This is a genomic window from Actinoplanes sichuanensis, assembly GCF_033097365.1.
GTDB lineage: Bacteria > Actinomycetota > Actinomycetes > Mycobacteriales > Micromonosporaceae > Actinoplanes > Actinoplanes sichuanensis.
Map to the genome: position 1 here is coordinate 421,779 of NZ_AP028461.1, position 17,441 is coordinate 439,219.

Here is a 17,441-nt window from a genome sequence, read left to right on the forward strand (position 1 = left end):
TCCATCATCATTTCGTACGGCCAGGAGGAGGAACCCGGGCCACACCGCGACGTAGGCGGCCCGTCACGGCCGCACCGCGACCGCCGGGCCGGTTGCCCGCCTCACCCGAGGCGGCGTACCCGGCTCGGCGTCTCCACCACTGACGAATATCCGTTCTCGTCGATGCCGTTGTGGACGTACAGCCCACCCGTCCCGAACTCGATCCACAGCCCGTTGAGCACCCAGCCGGCCACCTGATCCATCGGCAGCCCCGCACGGAGATCCGTCTCCCCGTCGAAGTACGGCACCTCCACCGCGGCGAACCCGGTGACGGCCCGTCCCTCGATCGCCGCCACCGCGGCCGGTTCAGCGGCCCGCCACTGAGCGGCCCGCCCGCCCACCTCCGGCGGAATCGTCAGGTCGACGGTCCCCACGGTGATCGACAGGTCGTCCCACCTCTGCCAGCCGATCTCCACCTGAACCCGACCCGCGGGGCCGTCGGCGACGAGCACCAGCGGTCCGACCCCGTACCACCGCTCCTGTGTTTGATCCCAGATCGTCCAGCCGACGACAGACCGCCCGACCAGCCCTGCCAGAACCTCCCACCGAGTCGGAAGCAGCTCCTCGGCCACCCCGAATTCCGGACGCCACCCCGACATGCCCTCAGCCCACCCGGTCATGCCGAGAGCCTAAGCATCCCGGTCCAGTTCACCGCCCGCTCCGCCCTCGGCTGTCGCCGTGGCCGGGTAAGGGACGAAACCGCCGCGCGCCGGGCAGAACCGATCTCTTGCTGCTGTTAGGTGCGAACAGTCGCGGCTCGGTGAACATGACGAATGAGTCATACATCAGCTGATGTATTTAAAAGGCGCAGGAAAAAGCCTTCAAAAAGGACATTGATGCTTGTCGAGTCGTCGCGGTGGGGGTGTACCGGCACCGTTAGATTCGCTCTCGATCTCACCGTCACGACCGGGAGCATTCACACGATGGACACGATCCAGCCGGCCACCGCCATGTACGAACGCGACATCACCTGCCGGACTCTCGGCATTCAGTTGGACGACCTCGGACCCGGGCGGGCCCGGATGCGGATGCGGGTCGCCGGCACCATGGCCAACGGGCACGGGACCGTTCACGGCGGGTACCTGTTCCTGCTGGCCGACGCGGCGTTCGCCTATGCCAGCAACAGCCACGGGCCGACCGCCGTCGCCCAGCACGCGCAGGTCACCTTTCTGCGGGCCGCGGCCGTCGACGACGAGTTGGTCGCCGAGGCGGTCGAGCGGGGGCGCGTCGGGCGGACCGGGGTGTACGACGTGACCGTGCGACGGGCAGCCGGCGAGGTGATCGCCGAATTCCGCGGCCAGAGCGTGATGCTGAGCAGCAACCAGAGTACGACGCCGGGAAGCGGCCAGAGCGTGATGTCGAGCGGCCGCCCAGTGAACGGGTCGGAACACTGACCGGCCTCGTGGTGGAGATAGCGCTGCTCGGGCCGGTCGAGGTCTGGACGAACGGGAACCGCATCCCGCTCGCCCCACTGGAACGCAGCGTGCTGACGCTGCTCGCGCTCGCCGAGGGCACCGTCCTGTCGACCGAGCGGATCATCGAGAGCCTGTGGGCGCTCCGGCCTCCGGCGGCGCCGCGGGCCCGCGTACAGGGAATGATCTCGTCGTTGCGGCGGAAGATCGGTGACGCGCTGGTGACCCGTGACCCGGGCTATTACCTCGCGGTGCCGCCGGTCGCCTGTGATCTGAAACGCTGTGAGGATCTGGCCCGGCAGGCCGCGCGGGCGGAGCCCGCCGAGGCCGCCGAAAAGCTTCGGCAGGCCTTGGCGCTCTGGCAGGGTGAGCCGCTCGGCGGGGTCGCCGTGCCCGGCGTCGATGCTGATCGGGTACGGCTGACCGAACTGCGGATCGCCCTGCTGGAGGACTGTTTCGAGGCGGAGTTGGCGCTCGGCGGCCACGCCGAACTGGTCCGGGAGCTGGTCACGGCGGTGGCCGAGCATCCGCTGCGGGAGCGGCTGACCGGGCAGTTGATGGTCGCGTTGTACCGGTCCAACCGGCGGGCCGAGGCCCTGCTCGCCTACCAGGCGCTGCGCGAACGGCTCGCCGACGAGCTGGGCAGCGATCCGTGCGCCGACGTACGCGAACTGCACGCCTCCATCCTGCGGGACGAGGACGCCGCGCCGGGTCGGCAGCCGACGGCCGAGCAGCGGTCGACGCCGAAGCCGCCGGGGACCGGGCAGCGGCCGGCGCAGATGCCGCCCGGGGTCGGACATTTCGCCGGTCGGGAGGCCGACCTGGCGACGTTGACCGCGGCACTTCCGGAGCCCGGTGCCGACCCGCGGGTCGTGCTGATCTCCGGTGCCGGCGGCCTGGGCAAGACGGCCCTGGCGGTGCGGTGGGCGCACCATGTCGCCGGCCGATTCCCCGACGGCCAGATCTTCGTCGACCTGCACGGCGCGAAGGACGCCGGGCTCCCTCCGGACGCGGCTGTCGGCGCGGCCCTGGCCGCTCTCGGAATGCCCGCCGACCGGCAACCGGCGGGTGTCGAGGAACGGGCCGCCCTGTTCCGGACCCGGCTCTACCACCAGCGCGTTCTGCTGGTCGCCGACGACGCGGGCACGGTGGCCCAACTGCTGCCCCTGGTCCCGCCGACCTCCGGCAGCCTGCTGGTGGTGACCAGCCGCAACCGGCTGACCGCGCTGGCCGCCCACCACGAGGTACGAACCCTGGCGCTGCGCCCCCTGTCCACGGCCGCCGCTCGTGACCTGCTGGGCGGCATCGTCGGCCCGGACCGTCTGGCCGGTCCGGGCGGGGCCGAGGTGGTCGACCTGTGTGGCGGCTGGCCCCTGACGTTGCGGCAGGCGGGCGCGACCCTGGCCGCCCGGTCCGCCCAGCCGCTGGCCTCGTTCGCCGACGAGCTACGCGAACGCGCTGACATCCTGAACGTCGCCGACGATCCGAGAACCGTGCGTTCGGCGCTGGCGCAGGCCCGGATAGTGGTGGACCCGCCGGCGGGTCGGCTGTTCGATCAGCTGGGCGCGCTGCCGGCGAGTTCGGTACGCCTGGACCTGGCCGCCGCGGTGGCCGGCCTGACCCTGTCCCGGACGAGACGGCTGCTGGACGAGTTGATCTCGGCGAGCCTGATGGTCGAGGCCGGCCCGGACCGCTACGGCTGGTACGACATGGTCCGCCGCTATGCCCGCCGCCGAGGCATCGGCATGAGCGACCGCGACGTGGCCGTCGAACGGGCGATCCGCTGGTATCTGGCCACCATGGACCGGCTGGCCGACCCGGACTTCGCCCCCGAGCGGGCCGACCTGCCGATCCTGGCCCGCTGGGTGGCCCAGCGCCGAGACCCGCAGCTGACCTGGGATTTCGTCAGCCGGGCGTTCGCGGTGACCCCGGCGGTCGGGGTCGAGGCGTGCGAGTCGGCGCTGGCCGCCGCACACCGGCTGGGCGACCGACGGATCATCGGGGCCGCGCACACCCAGCTCGGCTCGGTGCTGCTGACCGACCCGGCCCGCGCCGACGACGCCGCAGCCCACCTGCGTCGGGCCATCCAGCTGCTCGGCGCCGATCAGGAGGATCACGTCCGGATCGCCACGTTCGGGCTGGGTGCGTTGCTGGCCCGGCAGGGGCGTCCGGCCGAGGCGGGTTCGCTGTTGGAGCGGACGCTGGACCTGCTGGATCCGGGCCGCGAGCCGCTGGCGTCGACGATCGCCCTGTACGCCCACGCCGACCTGCTGGTCCGGGCAGGTTCGGCCGATCGTGGCCAGGAGCGGTTCGCGCAGGCGTTGATCCTGTGCGAGGCGGCCACCGGAACCAGGTTCAGCCGGGTCCGGCAGATTCTGGACGCGCACGTGGGCGCCAGGTTCGTGGCGTATCTGAGTGACGCCCTGGACGCGCCCCGGGTGAGCACCACCGACCGGCGGCTGGCCAGGAACCTGTTCGGCTCCGGCCTCAGACCGGTTCCGCGCTGACCTGGAAGGCGGCGGCGGTGGCGGTGATCGCGGCCTCGACCGCGGCCGACGTCCGCCCGCGGAATCGGAATCGGCCGCCGACATGCTCGTAGTAGGCGTCGGCGGCCGGCAGGATCTCACCCGGCCGGAGCAGCGCCTCGGCGTACGGCCCCGGGGTCCGGCCGGTCATCGACCGCACCGAGGTGATCCGGCAGGGTCGGCGGGCCGGCGCCGGAGCGAGCAGCCATCCGGCCACCTCGGTGAACGGCGGGACCCACGGGCGTGGTGCCCGCCCGAGGGCGATCTGGAAGGCCGCCTCCATCAGGTCGTATCCGTGTACCTCCCGCCACAGGAACGGGATCTCGGCGCCACCGACTCGGGCGCCCGCTTCCAGGAACGCGCACTCCCCGGTGGCCCGGTCGAGGAAGACCTCCAGATGGAAGGCGGTCGGCCGGTCCGACAGTGCGGCCAGGCAGCGTGCGGTGAACGTCCCGACGGCCTCGATCAGCGCCGGGTCGTCCTCCTCGACCGAACCGAGCAGGTCGCCGTCCCGGAAGCCGAGACACGTGTTCAGGTATCGGGACACCCGGTACGGTCCGAGCGCCACCCCGTCGAACCAGCCGTCGACGTGGTGGATCGGTCGCGGATCGAACGACTGGGCCATCATCCCGGCCGGGTCGAGCCCGCGCAGCTCACCCGGGCCGCTCAACCGGAGCACCCCGGCGCTGGAGCTCCCACTGCGCGGTTTGACGATCACCGGCCAGCCGTACCGGTCACCGAAGGCCCGGACCGACGACGTCTCCCGGACCGTGGTCCAGGCCGGCACGGCCAGTCCGGCCGCGGCGACCCGCCCGCACATCTCGACCTTGTCCCGGTACGGCCGGACCTGCTCCGGGGTCCATCCGGCGCAGCCCCACGCCTGCCGCAGCTGGGCGGCGACGAGCAGATCGTCCTCCTTGAGCGCGACGATCGCGTCCGGCGGCCCGAATTCGTGTGCCAGTTCCTTGACCCGCTCGGCCACCTGCGGCAGATCGTCGGTGGCGTCCACGAGCAGCACCGCGGCCGCCTCGGCAGGCACCGCCGACGCCCCGACCCCGGTCGACACATAGGTGACGGTGTGCGCGTGATGGTCGAGGTACCGGTGGTACTCCGCATATCGGGCCCGCCACCGATGGATGACGACGACGTGCATCAGGAGTCCTCGTCCAGCTCGTAGAACGACGGCCCGTCCAGGTAGCGGAACGTGCCGAAGTCCCGGTCCACGATCTCCTCGACCGGATGCATCAGATTGACGATCAGCGGCGTGCTCAGATCGTCGACGGTCCGCCGCAGCCGCCCGCCGGGTGACACCACCGGCCGGACGTCGTAGAGGCTTTCCAGACCTTCGATCAAACCCATCATCGGGTACGCCTTGAGCCGCGCCTCCCTCGTGGAGACGGCCCACGCGCTCACCACATGCTTGCGTACCTCGTAGTCGACCCCGGCGCGGGCCGCGAACCGGCGCGGACGCACATACGCGTCGACGATCCACTCCAGCTGCCCCTCACCGAGCGCCGGCTGGCAGAAGCCGGGCAGGTCCAGACCGGCCATCCGGGCGCCGACCTCGACCAGGCACGGCCCGTCCGGGGTCAGTTTGATCTCCAGGTGGGCGGCACCGAAGCGGATGCCGAGCGCGTCGAGGACGGCACACGCGTAGGGCACCAGCGCCTCCTGCACCGCGCCGTGCCGGGGCAGTAGCCGTACCCCGCAGGTCAGATCGGTGATGCCGTTGGCGGTGAGCTTCTCGTACTTCCAGATGTCGGTGACCTGGTGCCGGCCGTCGCAGCTGACCGTGTCGACGACGTATTCGCCGCCGGTCAGGTACTCCTGGGCGACCACCGCGTCGTTGCGGTGCGAGAAGATGTTCTCGCTGCCCAGGATCTTGCGGTAGGCGGCGACCGACTCCTCCGGGGTCGCGCAGAAGTGCACACCGTCACCGGCGGCGCTGCGGATCGGTTTCACCACGATCCGGCCGCCGAATCCGGCGTGCCAGCCTTCCAGCTGACCGGCGTCCTCGACGAGCAGCTGCCGGGTGGCCCGCAACCCGGCCGCCCGCAGCGTCTCGATCTGCACATATTTGTCCCGGCGGGCCACGCTCAGCGCGGTGCCGTTGTTCGGCAGCCCGAGCAGTTCGCCCAGCAGGTCGGCGAACTCGACACCCACCTCACCGCCGGCCACCACGGCGACCGGATCCCAGTCCTGGACGGCGGCCAGGGTGGCGTCCAGGTCACCGGTGTGCACGATGTTTCCGGCGTACGGGGACAGGTCGAACGCACCCTGGTAGACAAGCGGCGCCTCGGGGGTGCTCTGCACCCGGACCACCCGGTATCCGGCCTTGTGGAAGACGGGGGCGAGACGCCGGGTCGGGGCGTACGCGTCGACCATCACGACGGTGCGGGAATCGCTCATCACCGAACCGTCGCGATGGCCGCCACGGATCCGCTGCAGATCCGCTGCACGCCGGACGTGTAGTGGATCCGTGGTGGATCCGAAGTGGCGGTCGCCAGGCTTCGGCCCATGTTGCAGCGGATGTTGTGGATCTTCCCGGACCGGGAGTCGACCCGGACCGCGGCGCAGTGGAACGCCGCGTTCTGGAGCACCTATGCGGAGGTGGCCGACGAGCTGGGCCTGACTTGGGTACGGACCGCGCCGGAGGCGGTCACCGTGGACGCGACCGACCCGCGGGCGCCCCGGGTGTACGTCGACGGGGTTCCGGTCACGCCCGAGGACACCCTCTTCGTCACCTCGCCCTACACGTTGCCGTACCAGGCGGCGGACACCTTCAACCAGTTCACCCTGTACGCGGTGCTGGAGCAGGCCGGTTTCTACCTGCCGCACCCGCCGTGGCTGGCCGCGCTCGGCAACGACAAGATGGCCACCCTGCTGTTCCTGCGTGACTCGCCGATCCCGCCGATCCCGACGGTACGGGTGAGCGCCGGCCGTGACCTGCTCTACGACGAGTTCCTTACCGCGTGCGAGCGGCTGACCTACCCGGCGATCGTGAAACCGGCCGGCTGGGCCGCGTCCCGGGGCATCAACCTGGCCCACGACGCCCACGACGTGCGCGGACTGCTCAGCCTGGCGCAGGGCGGCGACACCACGCTGGTGCTGCAGCCCTACCTGGGCCGGGCGACCCGCGACTACCGGATCCACATGGTCGACGGGCGAGCGCACACCACGCTGGTCCGCATCCCCGGCGACGGAGCCCGCTACCCGCAGTACAGCACCGGGGCGAAGCTGCATTACACGTCGCTGCCCGAGGAACTGGCGGCCACCGTCGACTACTTCGCCAAGAAACTGCCGATGCCGTACTTCTGCGTCGACTTCCTGCACGACGGTGAACGGTTCTGGCTGTCCGAGGTGGAACCGGACGGTGCCATCATGTGCCCCGACCGCACCGACCCGGAGGTGGTCCGGCAGAACCGGGCGATCGTCCGGGACCGGTTCCTGGCCTACCGCGACTGGCACACCCGATTCCTCGGAGGTGCCCTGTGACCGGCGACTTCTTCTCCTCCGCGGCACTGGCCCTGGAGACCGTGCGGGACACCCTGGCCAAACTGCGCTCGGTGCCCGCACTGACCGACCGGTACGCCGACATCGTCGCCGTGGACAGCCTGGAGGACCTGATCCACGTGCCGGTGATGCGCAAGGACGAGCTCAACCTCGCCCTCGACCATCTCAAGCCGAAGGCCCAGCACGGCGCGACGTGGACGTTTCAGAGCGGCGGCAGCACCGGCTCCCCGAAACTCGGTTACGCGCCGACCGGCCTCTACATGGCCGAGGTGTACGAGCAGTGGAAACCACTCGGACCCGACGACCTGTTCGTCAACGGCTGGGGCGCCGGCAAACTGTGGGGCGCCCACTACCTGATGGGCGCGTACGCCGACCTGACCGGCTGCACCGGCATCGGCCTGGGCGCGGTCAACCGCACCGAGTACGACGTGTGGCTGGAGTTCTTCGCCGCCCGCGGGGTCACCTCGATCGGCGGCACCCCGAGTGTGCTGCGCCCGATCATCGGCCGGGCCCGGGAGATCGGCATCAAGCTCCCCGACCTGCGGACCGTGCTGTGGCTGGGCGAGGCCTGGAACCCGGGACTGGACGAGGACCTGCCGGTGGTCGCCCCGCAGGCCCGCCGGTGGGGACTGTTCGGCAGCACCGAGACGTGGGTGGTGGGCACCAACACCCCGCAATGCGCCGACGACACCTGGCATCCGCTGCCGTCGCAGCTCGTGCACGTCGGCCCGGACCAGCTGATCGACTTCACCTCGCTGAAGCCGCACGGCCTGAACCCGGTGCTGCGGTACCAGACCGGTGACGCGGGCGCGTGGGTGACCTGCACGTGCGGGGTGCCCGACCGGGCGCTGCGGGTGCTCGGCCGCCGCGACGGCGAGGTCAAGTTCCGTGGTCTGCTGCTCAACGCCGACGCCCTGCTGCGCGAGGTCGCGACCGTGCCGGGCGTGCTGCAGGCGCAGCTGGTGCTCACCGAGTACCCGGCCCGCGGCAGCACGTGTGAGGTGCTGGTGGTGCCGGCCCGGGACACTCCGGACGGACTCGCCGACCGGGTCCGCGACCACGTCCTCGGTTCGGCGTTCGGCGGCCCGAGCACCGCCTTCCACCGCGACCCGGAGGCCCTGGCGGTACGGGCCACCGCCGCCCTGATCCACAACGAGCGCACCGGCAAGGTGTCCCCGCTCGTGCACCGGACCGCGACATGAGCCTGGGGCGGGAATTCAACAGGCTGTGGCTCGGCCAGAGCGTCAGCAACATCGGCGACCGGATCAACCTGTTCGTCGTCCCGACGGTGATGATCCTGCTGCTCGACGCGTCGGCGTTCCAGGTCGGCCTGGTCGGGATGGCCCAGTACCTGGCGATCCCGCTGCTCAGCCTGGCCGCCGGGGTGCTCGTCGACCGATGGGATCTGCGGTGGACGCTGATCTGGTGCGACCTGATCCGGGCGCTGGCGATCGTCACGATCCCGGTCGCCTGGTGGCTGGACGTGCTGTCGGTGCCGTTGATCTTCGTGGTCGTCGCGCTGGCCAACGCGACGGCGGTGTTCTTCAACATCGGCTACACCGCGACCATCGCGGCGATCGTGCCGGACTCCGGGCGCGTCCAGGCCTACGCGAACCTCGAAGGCAGCCGCAGCGTCTCCGAGGTGGTCGGCCCGGCGATCGCCAGTGGCCTCTACCGCCTGTTCGGCGTGTGGTCGCTGCTGGTCGACGCGATCACCTTCGTCTTCTCGGCGATCACGATCAAGAGCATGCGGCGGTACGGACAACGCCGGCTCCACCACGAGCCGATGTGGTCACGGCTGGTCGCGGGGGTGCGGCTGAACTGGGACGACCCGGTCCTGCGGGGCACCATCCTGGGGACCACGCTGCTCAACTGCGGTGGCCCGATCTTCGTGACGGTCCTGCCCATCCTCGCCTATCGGGGGCTCGGGTTGTCCGTACCCCAGCTGGGTCTGGTCATGTCGGTGGCCGCCGTGGCGGCCGTCGCCGGGGCGCTGCTCGCCCAGCGGGTCAGCCGGTTGATCGGCCCGGCCCGGATGATGCCCTGGTCGGTCTTCCTGCACTGCCTGGTCGGCCTCGGTGTCCTGGCCGCGCCCGCCCTGAACAGCGCGGTCGTCCTCGGTGTCACGCTGAGCCTCTACGGCCTGTTCATGGTCTGGTACAACGTCTCCACCGCGGCCGTCCGGCAGGCCCGGGTGCGCGCCGCCGACCAGGCCGTCTCACACGCCGCGTTCCGGACCGTGACCTGGGGTGTCATCCCGTTCGCGGCGCTGCTCGGCGGTGTCCTCGTCGAGCAGCTGACCCCGGCCCACGGGGTGCTCGACGCGGCCCGGATCACCATGGTCGGCGGAACCCTGATCGGGGTGCTGTTCGCGTGGATCCCGATCGCGCCGACCCAGGCCCGCCTGGACCGGGAACGAGCGGCGGTGCCCGCATGAGCGCCGCCCGAAATCAAAGCCGGCTCTCGGGGCTGTCCCGCGGGCGCGGGGACAGCTCCGGCGACCAGCCGAGGGTGGTGCTGATCACCGGCTGCTCCTCCGGCATCGGCCGGGAGACGGCGGTCCTCGCGGCGCGGGCCGGGTTCACCACGATCGCCACCGCACGTGATCCCGGCCGCCTGGCCGGCGAGCCCTTCGAGATACGCCGGATGGACGTCACCGACGAACAGTCGATCGCCGACTGCCTGGCCGGCGTGATCGCCGATCACGGGCGACTGGACGCGCTGGTCAACAACGCCGGACTGGCCAACACGTTCACCAGCGTGGAGACCGCCGGGATGGCGCGGTTCCGGGCCGGGTTCGAGGTCAACCTGTTCGGTGTCGTGGCGGTGACCCGGGCCGCGCTGCCGCACCTGCGGGCCACCGGTGGGCGGGTCGTCACGGTCGGCAGCACCCGGGGGCTGATCGGGCAGCCGTTCAACGAGGGCTATTCGGCGGCCAAGTTCGCGGTCGAGGGGTTCATGGAGAGCCTCGCACCGATGGCCGCGGCCACCGGAGTCCGGGTGGTGCTGGTCGAGCCCGGGCCGGTCCTCGGCACCGCGTTCGGCGCGAACTCGGGTGTCACCCGGGAGTCGCTGCTCGCCGAGGCCGGGCCCTACGCCGACGCGCTCACCGACTATCTCGCTTGGGTGGTGCGGTCCGGGCATCCGGGCGCGCAGAACGGTCGTGAGGTCGCCGAGGTGCTGCTGCGGGCACTCACCGAGGAGGCACCGCCGTTGCGGATCATGACCAGTGACTGGGGTTCGCGGTATGCCGCGACCAAGCTGGCCGACCCGTCCGGGGAAGCGGTGCAATCCATGACCCGGTCCTGGCTCCAGCCACGTCACCTGGATCTGCACCGGTCTGCCGTGGAACGCGGCATCGAGCTGGTCGACGCGATCGACGACGAGCAGTGGAGACAGCCGACACCGTGCGCGGAGTGGACGGTGGCATCGCTCGTCGAGCACATGACCAGGGAGAACCGTGGATTCGCCGCCGCCGCCCGGGGTGACCGGACGTCGGCCGCCGACTGGCACACGCCGCTCGGGGCGGACCTGCGGGCCGAACACGCGGCGTCCGCGCGCGACGTGATCGACGCCTTCGCGGGTGCGGGCGCGCTGTCGCGCACCCTGTGGCTGCCGACGATCCGGGACGGGATCACCCTGCCGGCGCGGACAGCGCTCGGGTTCCACCTGCTCGACGCGGTCGTGCACGGCTGGGACGTGGCCGCGGCGACCGGTCGGCCGTTCGGCGTCGACGACGAGACCCTGGCCGCGGTTCGGGCGGTCGCCGAGAACGACGTCCCGGACGGTCCCCGGCGGTACCGCCCGCAGGCGACGTTCGCGCCCGCTCGTCCGGCGGCCGACGATGCGCCGGAAATGGACCGGCTATTGGCCTTCCTAGGCCGCGACCCCGAGTTCCGCGCCTCGGGCTCGCCCCGACCTTCTGGCTCGCCCAACCCCTCGGGTCGGTCCGATTTGTCGGACATATCAGCTGAGAAGGGAGTGTGATGGGCGCGTCCGCCGTACTCGCCGAGTTTCTGGCCGCGGCCCGGGAGCACGCCGGCCGGGTCGCGATCAGGGACAACGGGGTCGAGATCAGCTACGCCGAGCTTGCCGGGCGGGTGATCCGCTACGCGGCCCGGCCGGTCGGCGGCGGCGTCCACACCCGGCACGACGCCGACACGGTGGTCGCGCTGTTCGGGACGTGGGCGGCCGGCCGCACCTGGTGCCCGGTCGATCCCGGCTTCCCGGCCGGGCGGCAGGCGACGATGGCCCGGGTCGCCGCCGAGCACGACCACCCGTCGACGGCGTATCTGCTGTTCACGTCCGGGTCGACCGGGGAGCCGAAACCGGTTGCCACCTCACATCGGGCGATCGGGTCGACCGTACCGTCGCTGCGGGTTCTCTTTGATCTTTCGCCTGATGATCGGGTGCTCCAGTTCGCGTCGCTGAACTGGGACACCTGCTTCGAGGAGATCCTTCCGGCGCTGACCGGTGGGGCGTGTCTGGTGTTCGAGGCCGACGCGCATTCCGGGTCGTTCCCGCGGTTTCTGCGGATGGTCGCGCGGGAGCGGATCAGCGTGCTCGATCTGCCCACCGCGTTCTGGCACGAACTCGTCGGGCACCTGCGGGAAAGCGGCTCGGAGCTGCCGGACTGCGTGCGGCTGACGATCATCGGCGGGGAGGCGGCCGCACCGGCGAAGGTCGCGCTCTGGCCGGTGGTGGGCGGCCGGGCACGGCTGCTCAACACCTACGGCTGCACCGAGACCACGCTGATCACGCATGCCGTCGAGCTGTATGGGACCGAGGATCCGGTGCCGATCGGGCGGCCGCTGCCGCACGTGATCGAACGGCTCGATGACGCGGAGCTCCTGATCGGTGGTCCGGCGCTGGCCGACGGCTACCCGGGACATCCATCGGTCACCGCGCAACGGTTCGTGACGATCGGCGGGGAGCGGTTCTTCCGTACCGGAGATCGGGTTCTCACCGCGACCGACGGAGTCCGCACGCATCACGGGCGGGTCGACCGGGAGATCAAGATCCGTGGCATCCGGGTCGACCCGGCCGAGGTGGAGGCCCATCTCACCGGCCATCCGGCGGTGCGGGCGGCGTTCGTCACCGGGGTCACAGTCGCCGGGCGCACCGCACTGACCGCCTTTGTCGTGGCCGGCCGAGGCGAAACCGACCTGCCCGCCCGGATCACCACCCACCTGCGCGGCCTGGTCCCCGCGCATCTGGTTCCCAGTCGTATCCGCGTGGTCGACGAGCTCGCCTACACCGCGAGCGGCAAGGTCGACCGGCGCCTGAGCGAGGAGATGCATCGATGAACGTCCACCAGGCGACCGCCCTGTTCCGGCGGGTGCTGGAGAACCCGGAGGTCACCGCCGAATCCGACTTCTTCGACGCGGGCGGCGACTCGCTGCTGGCCACCCGGGTGCTCAGCGCCGTCGCCCGCGACCACGGGGTCGAGCTGACCTTCGAGGACTTCCTGCTGGCCCCGACCCCGGCCACGCTGGCCGGCGCGGTTTCGGCCGGCGCCGTCTCCGGTGGTGCGGTTTCGGGCGGCGCGGTTCCGACCGGTGCCGTTTCCGGTGGCGCGGTTTCGGCCGGTGCGGTTTCGGACGGTGCCGTTTCCGGTGGTCCGCGATGAGGGTGCTGGTGGTCGGTGCCGGGCTCGGCGGGCTGACCGCGGCCACCGACCTGGACGCCGCCGGGGTCGATGTGGTCGTGCTGGAGGCCCGGGACCGGGTCGGTGGCCGTACCCACGGCATCGAGGTGGCGTCCGGCACGTGGGCCGACGCGGGTGCCGCCTATCTCGGAGACCGGCACACCGAGCTGCACAAACTGATGGCCGGTCTGGGACTGTCGGCGACACCCACGGCGATGCGCGGTGGCAGCCGGTTCGCTCTCGGGCACGGGGAGAAGACGCGGGCCGGACGGTTCCCGCCGCTCAACGCGGTCGCCCTGGGCGAGATGTTCGATCGGCTCTACGACCTGGTCGACGCGGTGCGCCCGGACGCGCCCTGGCTCACCCCGGACGCCGCCGCACTCGACTCCACCACCGCCGCCGCTTGGGCGGCCGCGAACCTGCGCCACCCGGACGCCCGGCTGTTCTTCCCGTTGTTCCTCGGCGAGATGATGGCCGCCGATCCGGCCGCGATCTCGGTGCTGCACATGGCCCTCTACCTGCGTGCGGGCGGCGGCATCCGATACCTCAACGCGTTCGACGGCGGCGCCCAGCAGGACCGGGTGCTCGGCGGCGCGCATCAGGTGGCCGAGCGGCTCGCCGGACAGCTCGGTGACCGGGTGTGGCTCGGACATCCGGTCCACGCCGTCGAGCAGGACGGCGGCGGGGTGTCCGTGCGGTCCGGCGATCGGTGCCTGACCGGCGACGCCGTGATCGTGGCGGTGCCTCCGCTGTTGGCCCAGGCCATCGACTTCCGGCCCGGACTGCCGGCGCCCCGGGCCACCGCCGCGACCGGGCGGGGCTGCGCGGTGAAGGTGCAACTCGTCTACCCGCGGGCCGCCTGGCACGAGCAGGGTCTGTCCGGCTGGTCGGTGAGCGCCACCGGCCCGTTGCTGTCGACCGTGGACGACTCACCGCCGGGTGGCGCCGGGGTGCTGACCGGGTTCGTGACCGGCGCCGAGGCGTACCGCTTCGCCGGACTGGACCCGGTCGCCCGGGAAGCCGAGGTGCTGTCCCAGGTCGGCGAGCTGTTCCCGCGGCTCGGCCGGCCGGTCGCGGTGCACATCACCGACTGGGTGAACGAGCCGTACAGCAAGGGCTGCTACGCGGCCGTGTTCGGGCCCGGCGACTGGACCCGGCTCGGGCCGCACCTGATCGCACCGCACGGGCGCGTGCACTGGGCCGGCACCGAGACCAGCACCGAGTTCTTCGGGCTGATGGAGGGCGCGATCCGCTCCGGGCACCGGGTGGCCGACGAGGTTCTCTCTCTTGAAGGGGATAAGTGATGTCCGACAGTCCGATCGCTCCGCTCAGCGTCCGCGAACGGTTCATGACCGAACCCGGCCTGGGCGCCGGCAACTTCCTCGACCACGCGGTCCGGCTCAACCCGAACCGGGCCGTACCGATGATCTTCACGCACAGTGCCGACCCGCGCGGCCGGGTCACGCTGCGCGGCCACAGCCTGCTCGATCTGGTGGCGCTGCGCGACAGGTACGCCAAGTGGTACCGGGCCAACGGCGTCCGCCCCGGCGACCCGGTCGGCATCGTGGTCGCCGAGGGCCTGGAACCGCTGATCCACTACCTGGCACTGACCGCGCTCGGCGCCATCCCCGCGATGATCAACGACGCGATGCGGCTCGACGTGCTGCTGCGCTACCTGGAGCACGTGGGCGTGGTCGGGGTGGTCGCCGACGACACCACCCGGATCGCGTCCGCCTACCGGGCCACCCCCGACCGGCGGCCCCGCTTCCTGGCACTGGCCGCCGAGATCCAGGCCTTCGACGACGCGGGCGTGGCACTGCCGGACGAGTACCCGTACCGGCACGAGCCCGACGACGTGTGCGCGCTGATCCACTCGTCGGGCACCACGGGCACCCCGAAGTCGACGATCCTCGGGCACCGCAGCTTCTGGGACGGCAAACAACCCCGGATGACCAGGTTCCCGGCGGAGCCGTACGACAGACTGATGTCGCTGATGCCGCACACGCATGCCGGTGGGCTCAGCTACTTCCTCACCGCGATCCTGCTCGGCCTGCCCACGGTGGTGATGGGCGACTGGCGGCGATCGGTGGTGGAGCCGGTGATGGAGGTGTTCCAGCCGACCATGCTGGCGTCCTTCCCGCGCACGTTCGTCGAGCTCGCCACCGGTGACCTGCCGGTTCGTGGCGCGGCGAAGGTGCATTCGTGGTTCAACACCGGCGACTCGGCGCACTACGGGCACATCCGCAGGCTGGTCACGCTGGGGGAGCGGCCGGCCGGTCTGATCGCGGCCTGGCTGCTACCGCCCGGTCATCAGGCGGGCACGGCGCTGCCCGGGTCGCAGTTCGTCGACGGGCTCGGCTCGTCCGAGATGGGGATGGCGCTGTTCGGTGGGCTGACCACCCCGGAGACCCCGCGCGACGACAGGTGTGTCGGCAAGGCGCAGGAGGCGGTGATCCGGGCGGCGGTCCTCGACGAGGACGGGGCGGAGCTCCCCGACGGGACGGTCGGCCTGCTCGGGGTGATCACCCCGTCGCGGACCCCCGGCTATTGGAAGAACCCCCGCCTCACGGCGAGTTTCGAACTCAACGGCTTCTGGCTCACCGGCGACGTCGCCCGCCGCGACGGCGACGGCAACTTCTACCACCTCGACCGTACGGTCGACGTCATCGACACCGGCGACGGCCCGGTCTACAGCCTGCCGCTGGAGGAGGTGCTGATCGCCGACTGCGCCGACCTGGTCCGGGACTGTTCGGTGATCGGCGTACCCGGTCCGGACGGTCACGCGCAGGTGCCGATCGCCGTCGTGCAGCTGCAGGCGGACGCGGTCCCGGACGGGCTTCTGGAGACCGCCAACAAGGAGCTGTCCGCGGCCGGTCTGGCCACCCTCGCCGCCGTGGAGGTCGTCGCCGAGTTCCCGCTCGGGCCGACCGGCAAGGTTCTCAAACGGGAACTGCGCACCCGACACGCCACCATGTTCCAGCAGGCATGAGCGACTACACCTACCCGCGGACCGCGCTGACCGAACCCGACTGGCGTCGCCTGCCCGGCTGGCGGAAGGTCACCCCACAGCAGTGGCGTGACCCCCGCTGGCAGCGGGTGCACAGCATCCGCGACGCCCGCCGGCTGCACGAAGTCGCCGGAGACCTGCTCGGCGACGACGTCTACGCCGATCTCACCGCCGACCTGCGCGACAACGCCACCATGTCGACTCTTCTCACCCCGCAGATGCTCAACACCATGGCGGTACGGGACTCGGCGGCGTTCCGTGCCGATCCGGTCCGGCGGTACATGCTCCCGCTGGCCGGCGACCGGGATCCGCGGTGGCCGAGTCACCCGTACGCCCAGCGGGACTCCCTGCACGAGGCCGAGATGTGGGTGACCGAGGGCCTGGTGCACCGCTATCCGACGAAGGTACTGGCCGAGCTGGTCACCACCTGCCCGCAGTACTGCGGCCACTGCACCCGGATGGACCTGGTCGGCCAGTCCACCCCGCAGGTGACGAAGGCCAGGTTCGCGCTGCGCTCCGGCAACCGCCAGGAGCTGATGCTCGACTACCTGAAACGCCACCCGTCCGTCCGGGACGTGGTGGTCTCCGGCGGCGACGTGGCGAACCTGCCGTGGCCCCAACTGGAACATTTCGTCACCCAGCTGCTCGACCTGGACTCGATCCGCGACATCAGGCTGGCCAGCAAGGCGGTGATCGGCCTGCCCCAGCACTGGTTGCAACCGGAGGTGGTGACCGGGATGACCAGGCTGGCCACCCTGGCCGCCGACCGTGGTGTGAACCTGGCCGTACACACCCACGCCAACCACGCCGCGTCGATCACCCCGCTGGTGGCCGAGGCGACCCGGGCGCTGCTGCGAGCCGGCGTCCGCGACGTCCGCAACCAGGGCGTCCTGATGGCCGGCGTGAACGACGACCGGGCCTCGTTGCTGGACCTGTGTTTCGCCCTGCACGGCGAGGCCGGCATCACCCCGTACTACTTCTACATGTGCGACATGATCCCGAACGCCGAACACTGGCGGATCCCACTGCACCGGGCCCAGGCCCTACAGGACGCCATCATGGGCCACCTCCCCGGCTACGCCACCCCACGCATCGTCTGCGACGTCCCGTACGTCGGCAAACGCTGGGTCCACCAGCCCACCGCCTACGACCGCGAGCGAGGGATCTCCCACTGGACGAAGCCCTACACCGACACCGGCGCACGCTACCCCTTCTACGACCCGATCAGCTCCCTACCGCCCGCGGGTCAGACCTGGTGGCGCACGGCGGGTTCGGTCGTTGAGAGGGAGTGACAGCGC

General features: G+C 71.3%; 13 protein-coding genes and 2 pseudogenes. 12 read left to right on the forward strand and 3 right to left on the reverse strand.

The window, feature by feature from the left end:
* Positions 1 to 101: 101 nt before the first annotated feature.
* Positions 102 to 659 carry a hypothetical protein gene (locus Q0Z83_RS01735; RefSeq protein WP_317791989.1) on the reverse strand — a complete coding sequence of 186 codons (558 nt, stop codon included), beginning with the start codon at positions 657 to 659 and terminating at the stop codon, positions 102 to 104.
* Between the two features lie 303 nt (positions 660 to 962).
* Here Q0Z83_RS01735 and paaI point away from each other — a divergent pair, with 303 nt between their 5' ends.
* Together paaI and Q0Z83_RS01745 are read left to right on the forward strand one after the other, a co-directional pair.
* Entirely contained in the window at positions 963 to 1,433 is a 471-nt protein-coding gene (paaI, locus tag Q0Z83_RS01740; protein ID WP_317791990.1) for a hydroxyphenylacetyl-CoA thioesterase PaaI, read from the forward strand.
* A gap of 8 nt (positions 1,434 to 1,441) precedes the next feature.
* Positions 1,442 to 3,958 (forward strand): AfsR/SARP family transcriptional regulator, encoded by a 2,517-nt coding sequence (locus Q0Z83_RS01745; protein ID WP_317791991.1) that lies wholly within the window; start codon positions 1,442 to 1,444, stop codon positions 3,956 to 3,958.
* On the opposite strand, the gene Q0Z83_RS01750 is transcribed toward Q0Z83_RS01745, so the two are convergent.
* Both Q0Z83_RS01750 and Q0Z83_RS01755 read right to left on the reverse strand, forming a co-directional pair.
* Positions 3,939 to 5,129, reverse strand: a complete 1,191-nt coding sequence (locus Q0Z83_RS01750; protein WP_317791992.1) for an ATP-grasp domain-containing protein — start codon at positions 5,127 to 5,129, stop codon at positions 3,939 to 3,941. The genes Q0Z83_RS01745 and Q0Z83_RS01750 overlap by 20 nt on opposite strands.
* Positions 5,129 to 6,385: an ATP-grasp domain-containing protein gene (locus tag Q0Z83_RS01755; protein WP_317791993.1), complete on the reverse strand. Its 1,257-nt coding sequence runs from the start codon at positions 6,383 to 6,385 to the stop codon at positions 5,129 to 5,131. The genes Q0Z83_RS01750 and Q0Z83_RS01755 overlap by 1 nt, the downstream gene beginning before the upstream one ends.
* 108 nt (positions 6,386 to 6,493) lie before the next feature.
* Here Q0Z83_RS01755 and Q0Z83_RS01760 point away from each other — a divergent pair, with 108 nt between their 5' ends.
* The 10 genes and pseudogenes from Q0Z83_RS01760 (at position 6,494) to Q0Z83_RS01805 (ending at position 17,435) form a co-directional block, all read left to right on the forward strand.
* Positions 6,494 to 7,471 (forward strand): ATP-grasp domain-containing protein, encoded by a 978-nt coding sequence (locus tag Q0Z83_RS01760; RefSeq protein WP_317791994.1) that lies wholly within the window; start codon positions 6,494 to 6,496, stop codon positions 7,469 to 7,471.
* Positions 7,468 to 8,691, forward strand: coding sequence for an AMP-binding protein (locus Q0Z83_RS01765; RefSeq protein ID WP_317791995.1), 1,224 nt, complete (start codon positions 7,468 to 7,470; stop codon positions 8,689 to 8,691). Before Q0Z83_RS01760 ends, Q0Z83_RS01765 begins: the two co-directional genes overlap by 4 nt.
* On the forward strand, positions 8,688 to 9,926 hold the full coding sequence (locus Q0Z83_RS01770; RefSeq protein WP_317791996.1) for an MFS transporter: 1,239 nt from the start codon (positions 8,688 to 8,690) through the stop codon (positions 9,924 to 9,926). Before Q0Z83_RS01765 ends, Q0Z83_RS01770 begins: the two co-directional genes overlap by 4 nt.
* A gap of 32 nt (positions 9,927 to 9,958) precedes the next feature.
* Positions 9,959 to 10,801: pseudogene (locus tag Q0Z83_RS01775) on the forward strand (SDR family oxidoreductase); the annotation flags it as partial.
* A gap of 33 nt (positions 10,802 to 10,834) precedes the next feature.
* Positions 10,835 to 11,476 (forward strand): annotated as a pseudogene (locus Q0Z83_RS01780) (TIGR03086 family metal-binding protein); the annotation flags it as partial.
* Positions 11,476 to 12,795 (forward strand): AMP-binding protein, encoded by a 1,320-nt coding sequence (locus Q0Z83_RS01785; RefSeq protein WP_317791997.1) that lies wholly within the window; start codon positions 11,476 to 11,478, stop codon positions 12,793 to 12,795. The pseudogene Q0Z83_RS01780 and the gene Q0Z83_RS01785, both read left to right, overlap by 1 nt.
* On the forward strand, positions 12,792 to 13,118 hold the full coding sequence (locus tag Q0Z83_RS01790; RefSeq protein WP_317791998.1) for an acyl carrier protein: 327 nt from the start codon (positions 12,792 to 12,794) through the stop codon (positions 13,116 to 13,118). Before Q0Z83_RS01785 ends, Q0Z83_RS01790 begins: the two co-directional genes overlap by 4 nt.
* Positions 13,115 to 14,440 (forward strand): flavin monoamine oxidase family protein, encoded by a 1,326-nt coding sequence (locus tag Q0Z83_RS01795; RefSeq protein WP_317791999.1) that lies wholly within the window; start codon positions 13,115 to 13,117, stop codon positions 14,438 to 14,440. The genes Q0Z83_RS01790 and Q0Z83_RS01795 overlap by 4 nt, the downstream gene beginning before the upstream one ends.
* Positions 14,440 to 16,125 (forward strand): class I adenylate-forming enzyme family protein, encoded by a 1,686-nt coding sequence (locus Q0Z83_RS01800; RefSeq protein ID WP_317792000.1) that lies wholly within the window; start codon positions 14,440 to 14,442, stop codon positions 16,123 to 16,125. Before Q0Z83_RS01795 ends, Q0Z83_RS01800 begins: the two co-directional genes overlap by 1 nt.
* Positions 16,122 to 17,435 carry a KamA family radical SAM protein gene (locus Q0Z83_RS01805; RefSeq protein WP_317792001.1) on the forward strand — a complete coding sequence of 438 codons (1,314 nt, stop codon included), beginning with the start codon at positions 16,122 to 16,124 and terminating at the stop codon, positions 17,433 to 17,435. Before Q0Z83_RS01800 ends, Q0Z83_RS01805 begins: the two co-directional genes overlap by 4 nt.
* Positions 17,436 to 17,441: the final 6 nt, after the last annotated feature.

Coding starts and splice junctions, on each gene's coding strand:
- Q0Z83_RS01735 (WP_317791989.1), bottom strand. CDS start 659: ATGACCGGGTGGGCTGAGGGCATGTCGGGGTGGCGTCCGGAATTCGGG.
- paaI (WP_317791990.1), top strand. CDS start 963: ATGGACACGATCCAGCCGGCCACCGCCATGTACGAACGCGACATCACC.
- Q0Z83_RS01750 (WP_317791992.1), bottom strand. CDS start 5,129: ATGCACGTCGTCGTCATCCATCGGTGGCGGGCCCGATATGCGGAGTAC.
- Q0Z83_RS01755 (WP_317791993.1), bottom strand. CDS start 6,385: ATGAGCGATTCCCGCACCGTCGTGATGGTCGACGCGTACGCCCCGACC.
- Q0Z83_RS01760 (WP_317791994.1), top strand. CDS start 6,494: ATGTTGCAGCGGATGTTGTGGATCTTCCCGGACCGGGAGTCGACCCGG.
- Q0Z83_RS01770 (WP_317791996.1), top strand. CDS start 8,688: ATGAGCCTGGGGCGGGAATTCAACAGGCTGTGGCTCGGCCAGAGCGTC.
- Q0Z83_RS01785 (WP_317791997.1), top strand. CDS start 11,476: ATGGGCGCGTCCGCCGTACTCGCCGAGTTTCTGGCCGCGGCCCGGGAG.
- Q0Z83_RS01790 (WP_317791998.1), top strand. CDS start 12,792: ATGAACGTCCACCAGGCGACCGCCCTGTTCCGGCGGGTGCTGGAGAAC.
- Q0Z83_RS01795 (WP_317791999.1), top strand. CDS start 13,115: ATGAGGGTGCTGGTGGTCGGTGCCGGGCTCGGCGGGCTGACCGCGGCC.
- Q0Z83_RS01800 (WP_317792000.1), top strand. CDS start 14,440: ATGTCCGACAGTCCGATCGCTCCGCTCAGCGTCCGCGAACGGTTCATG.
- Q0Z83_RS01805 (WP_317792001.1), top strand. CDS start 16,122: ATGAGCGACTACACCTACCCGCGGACCGCGCTGACCGAACCCGACTGG.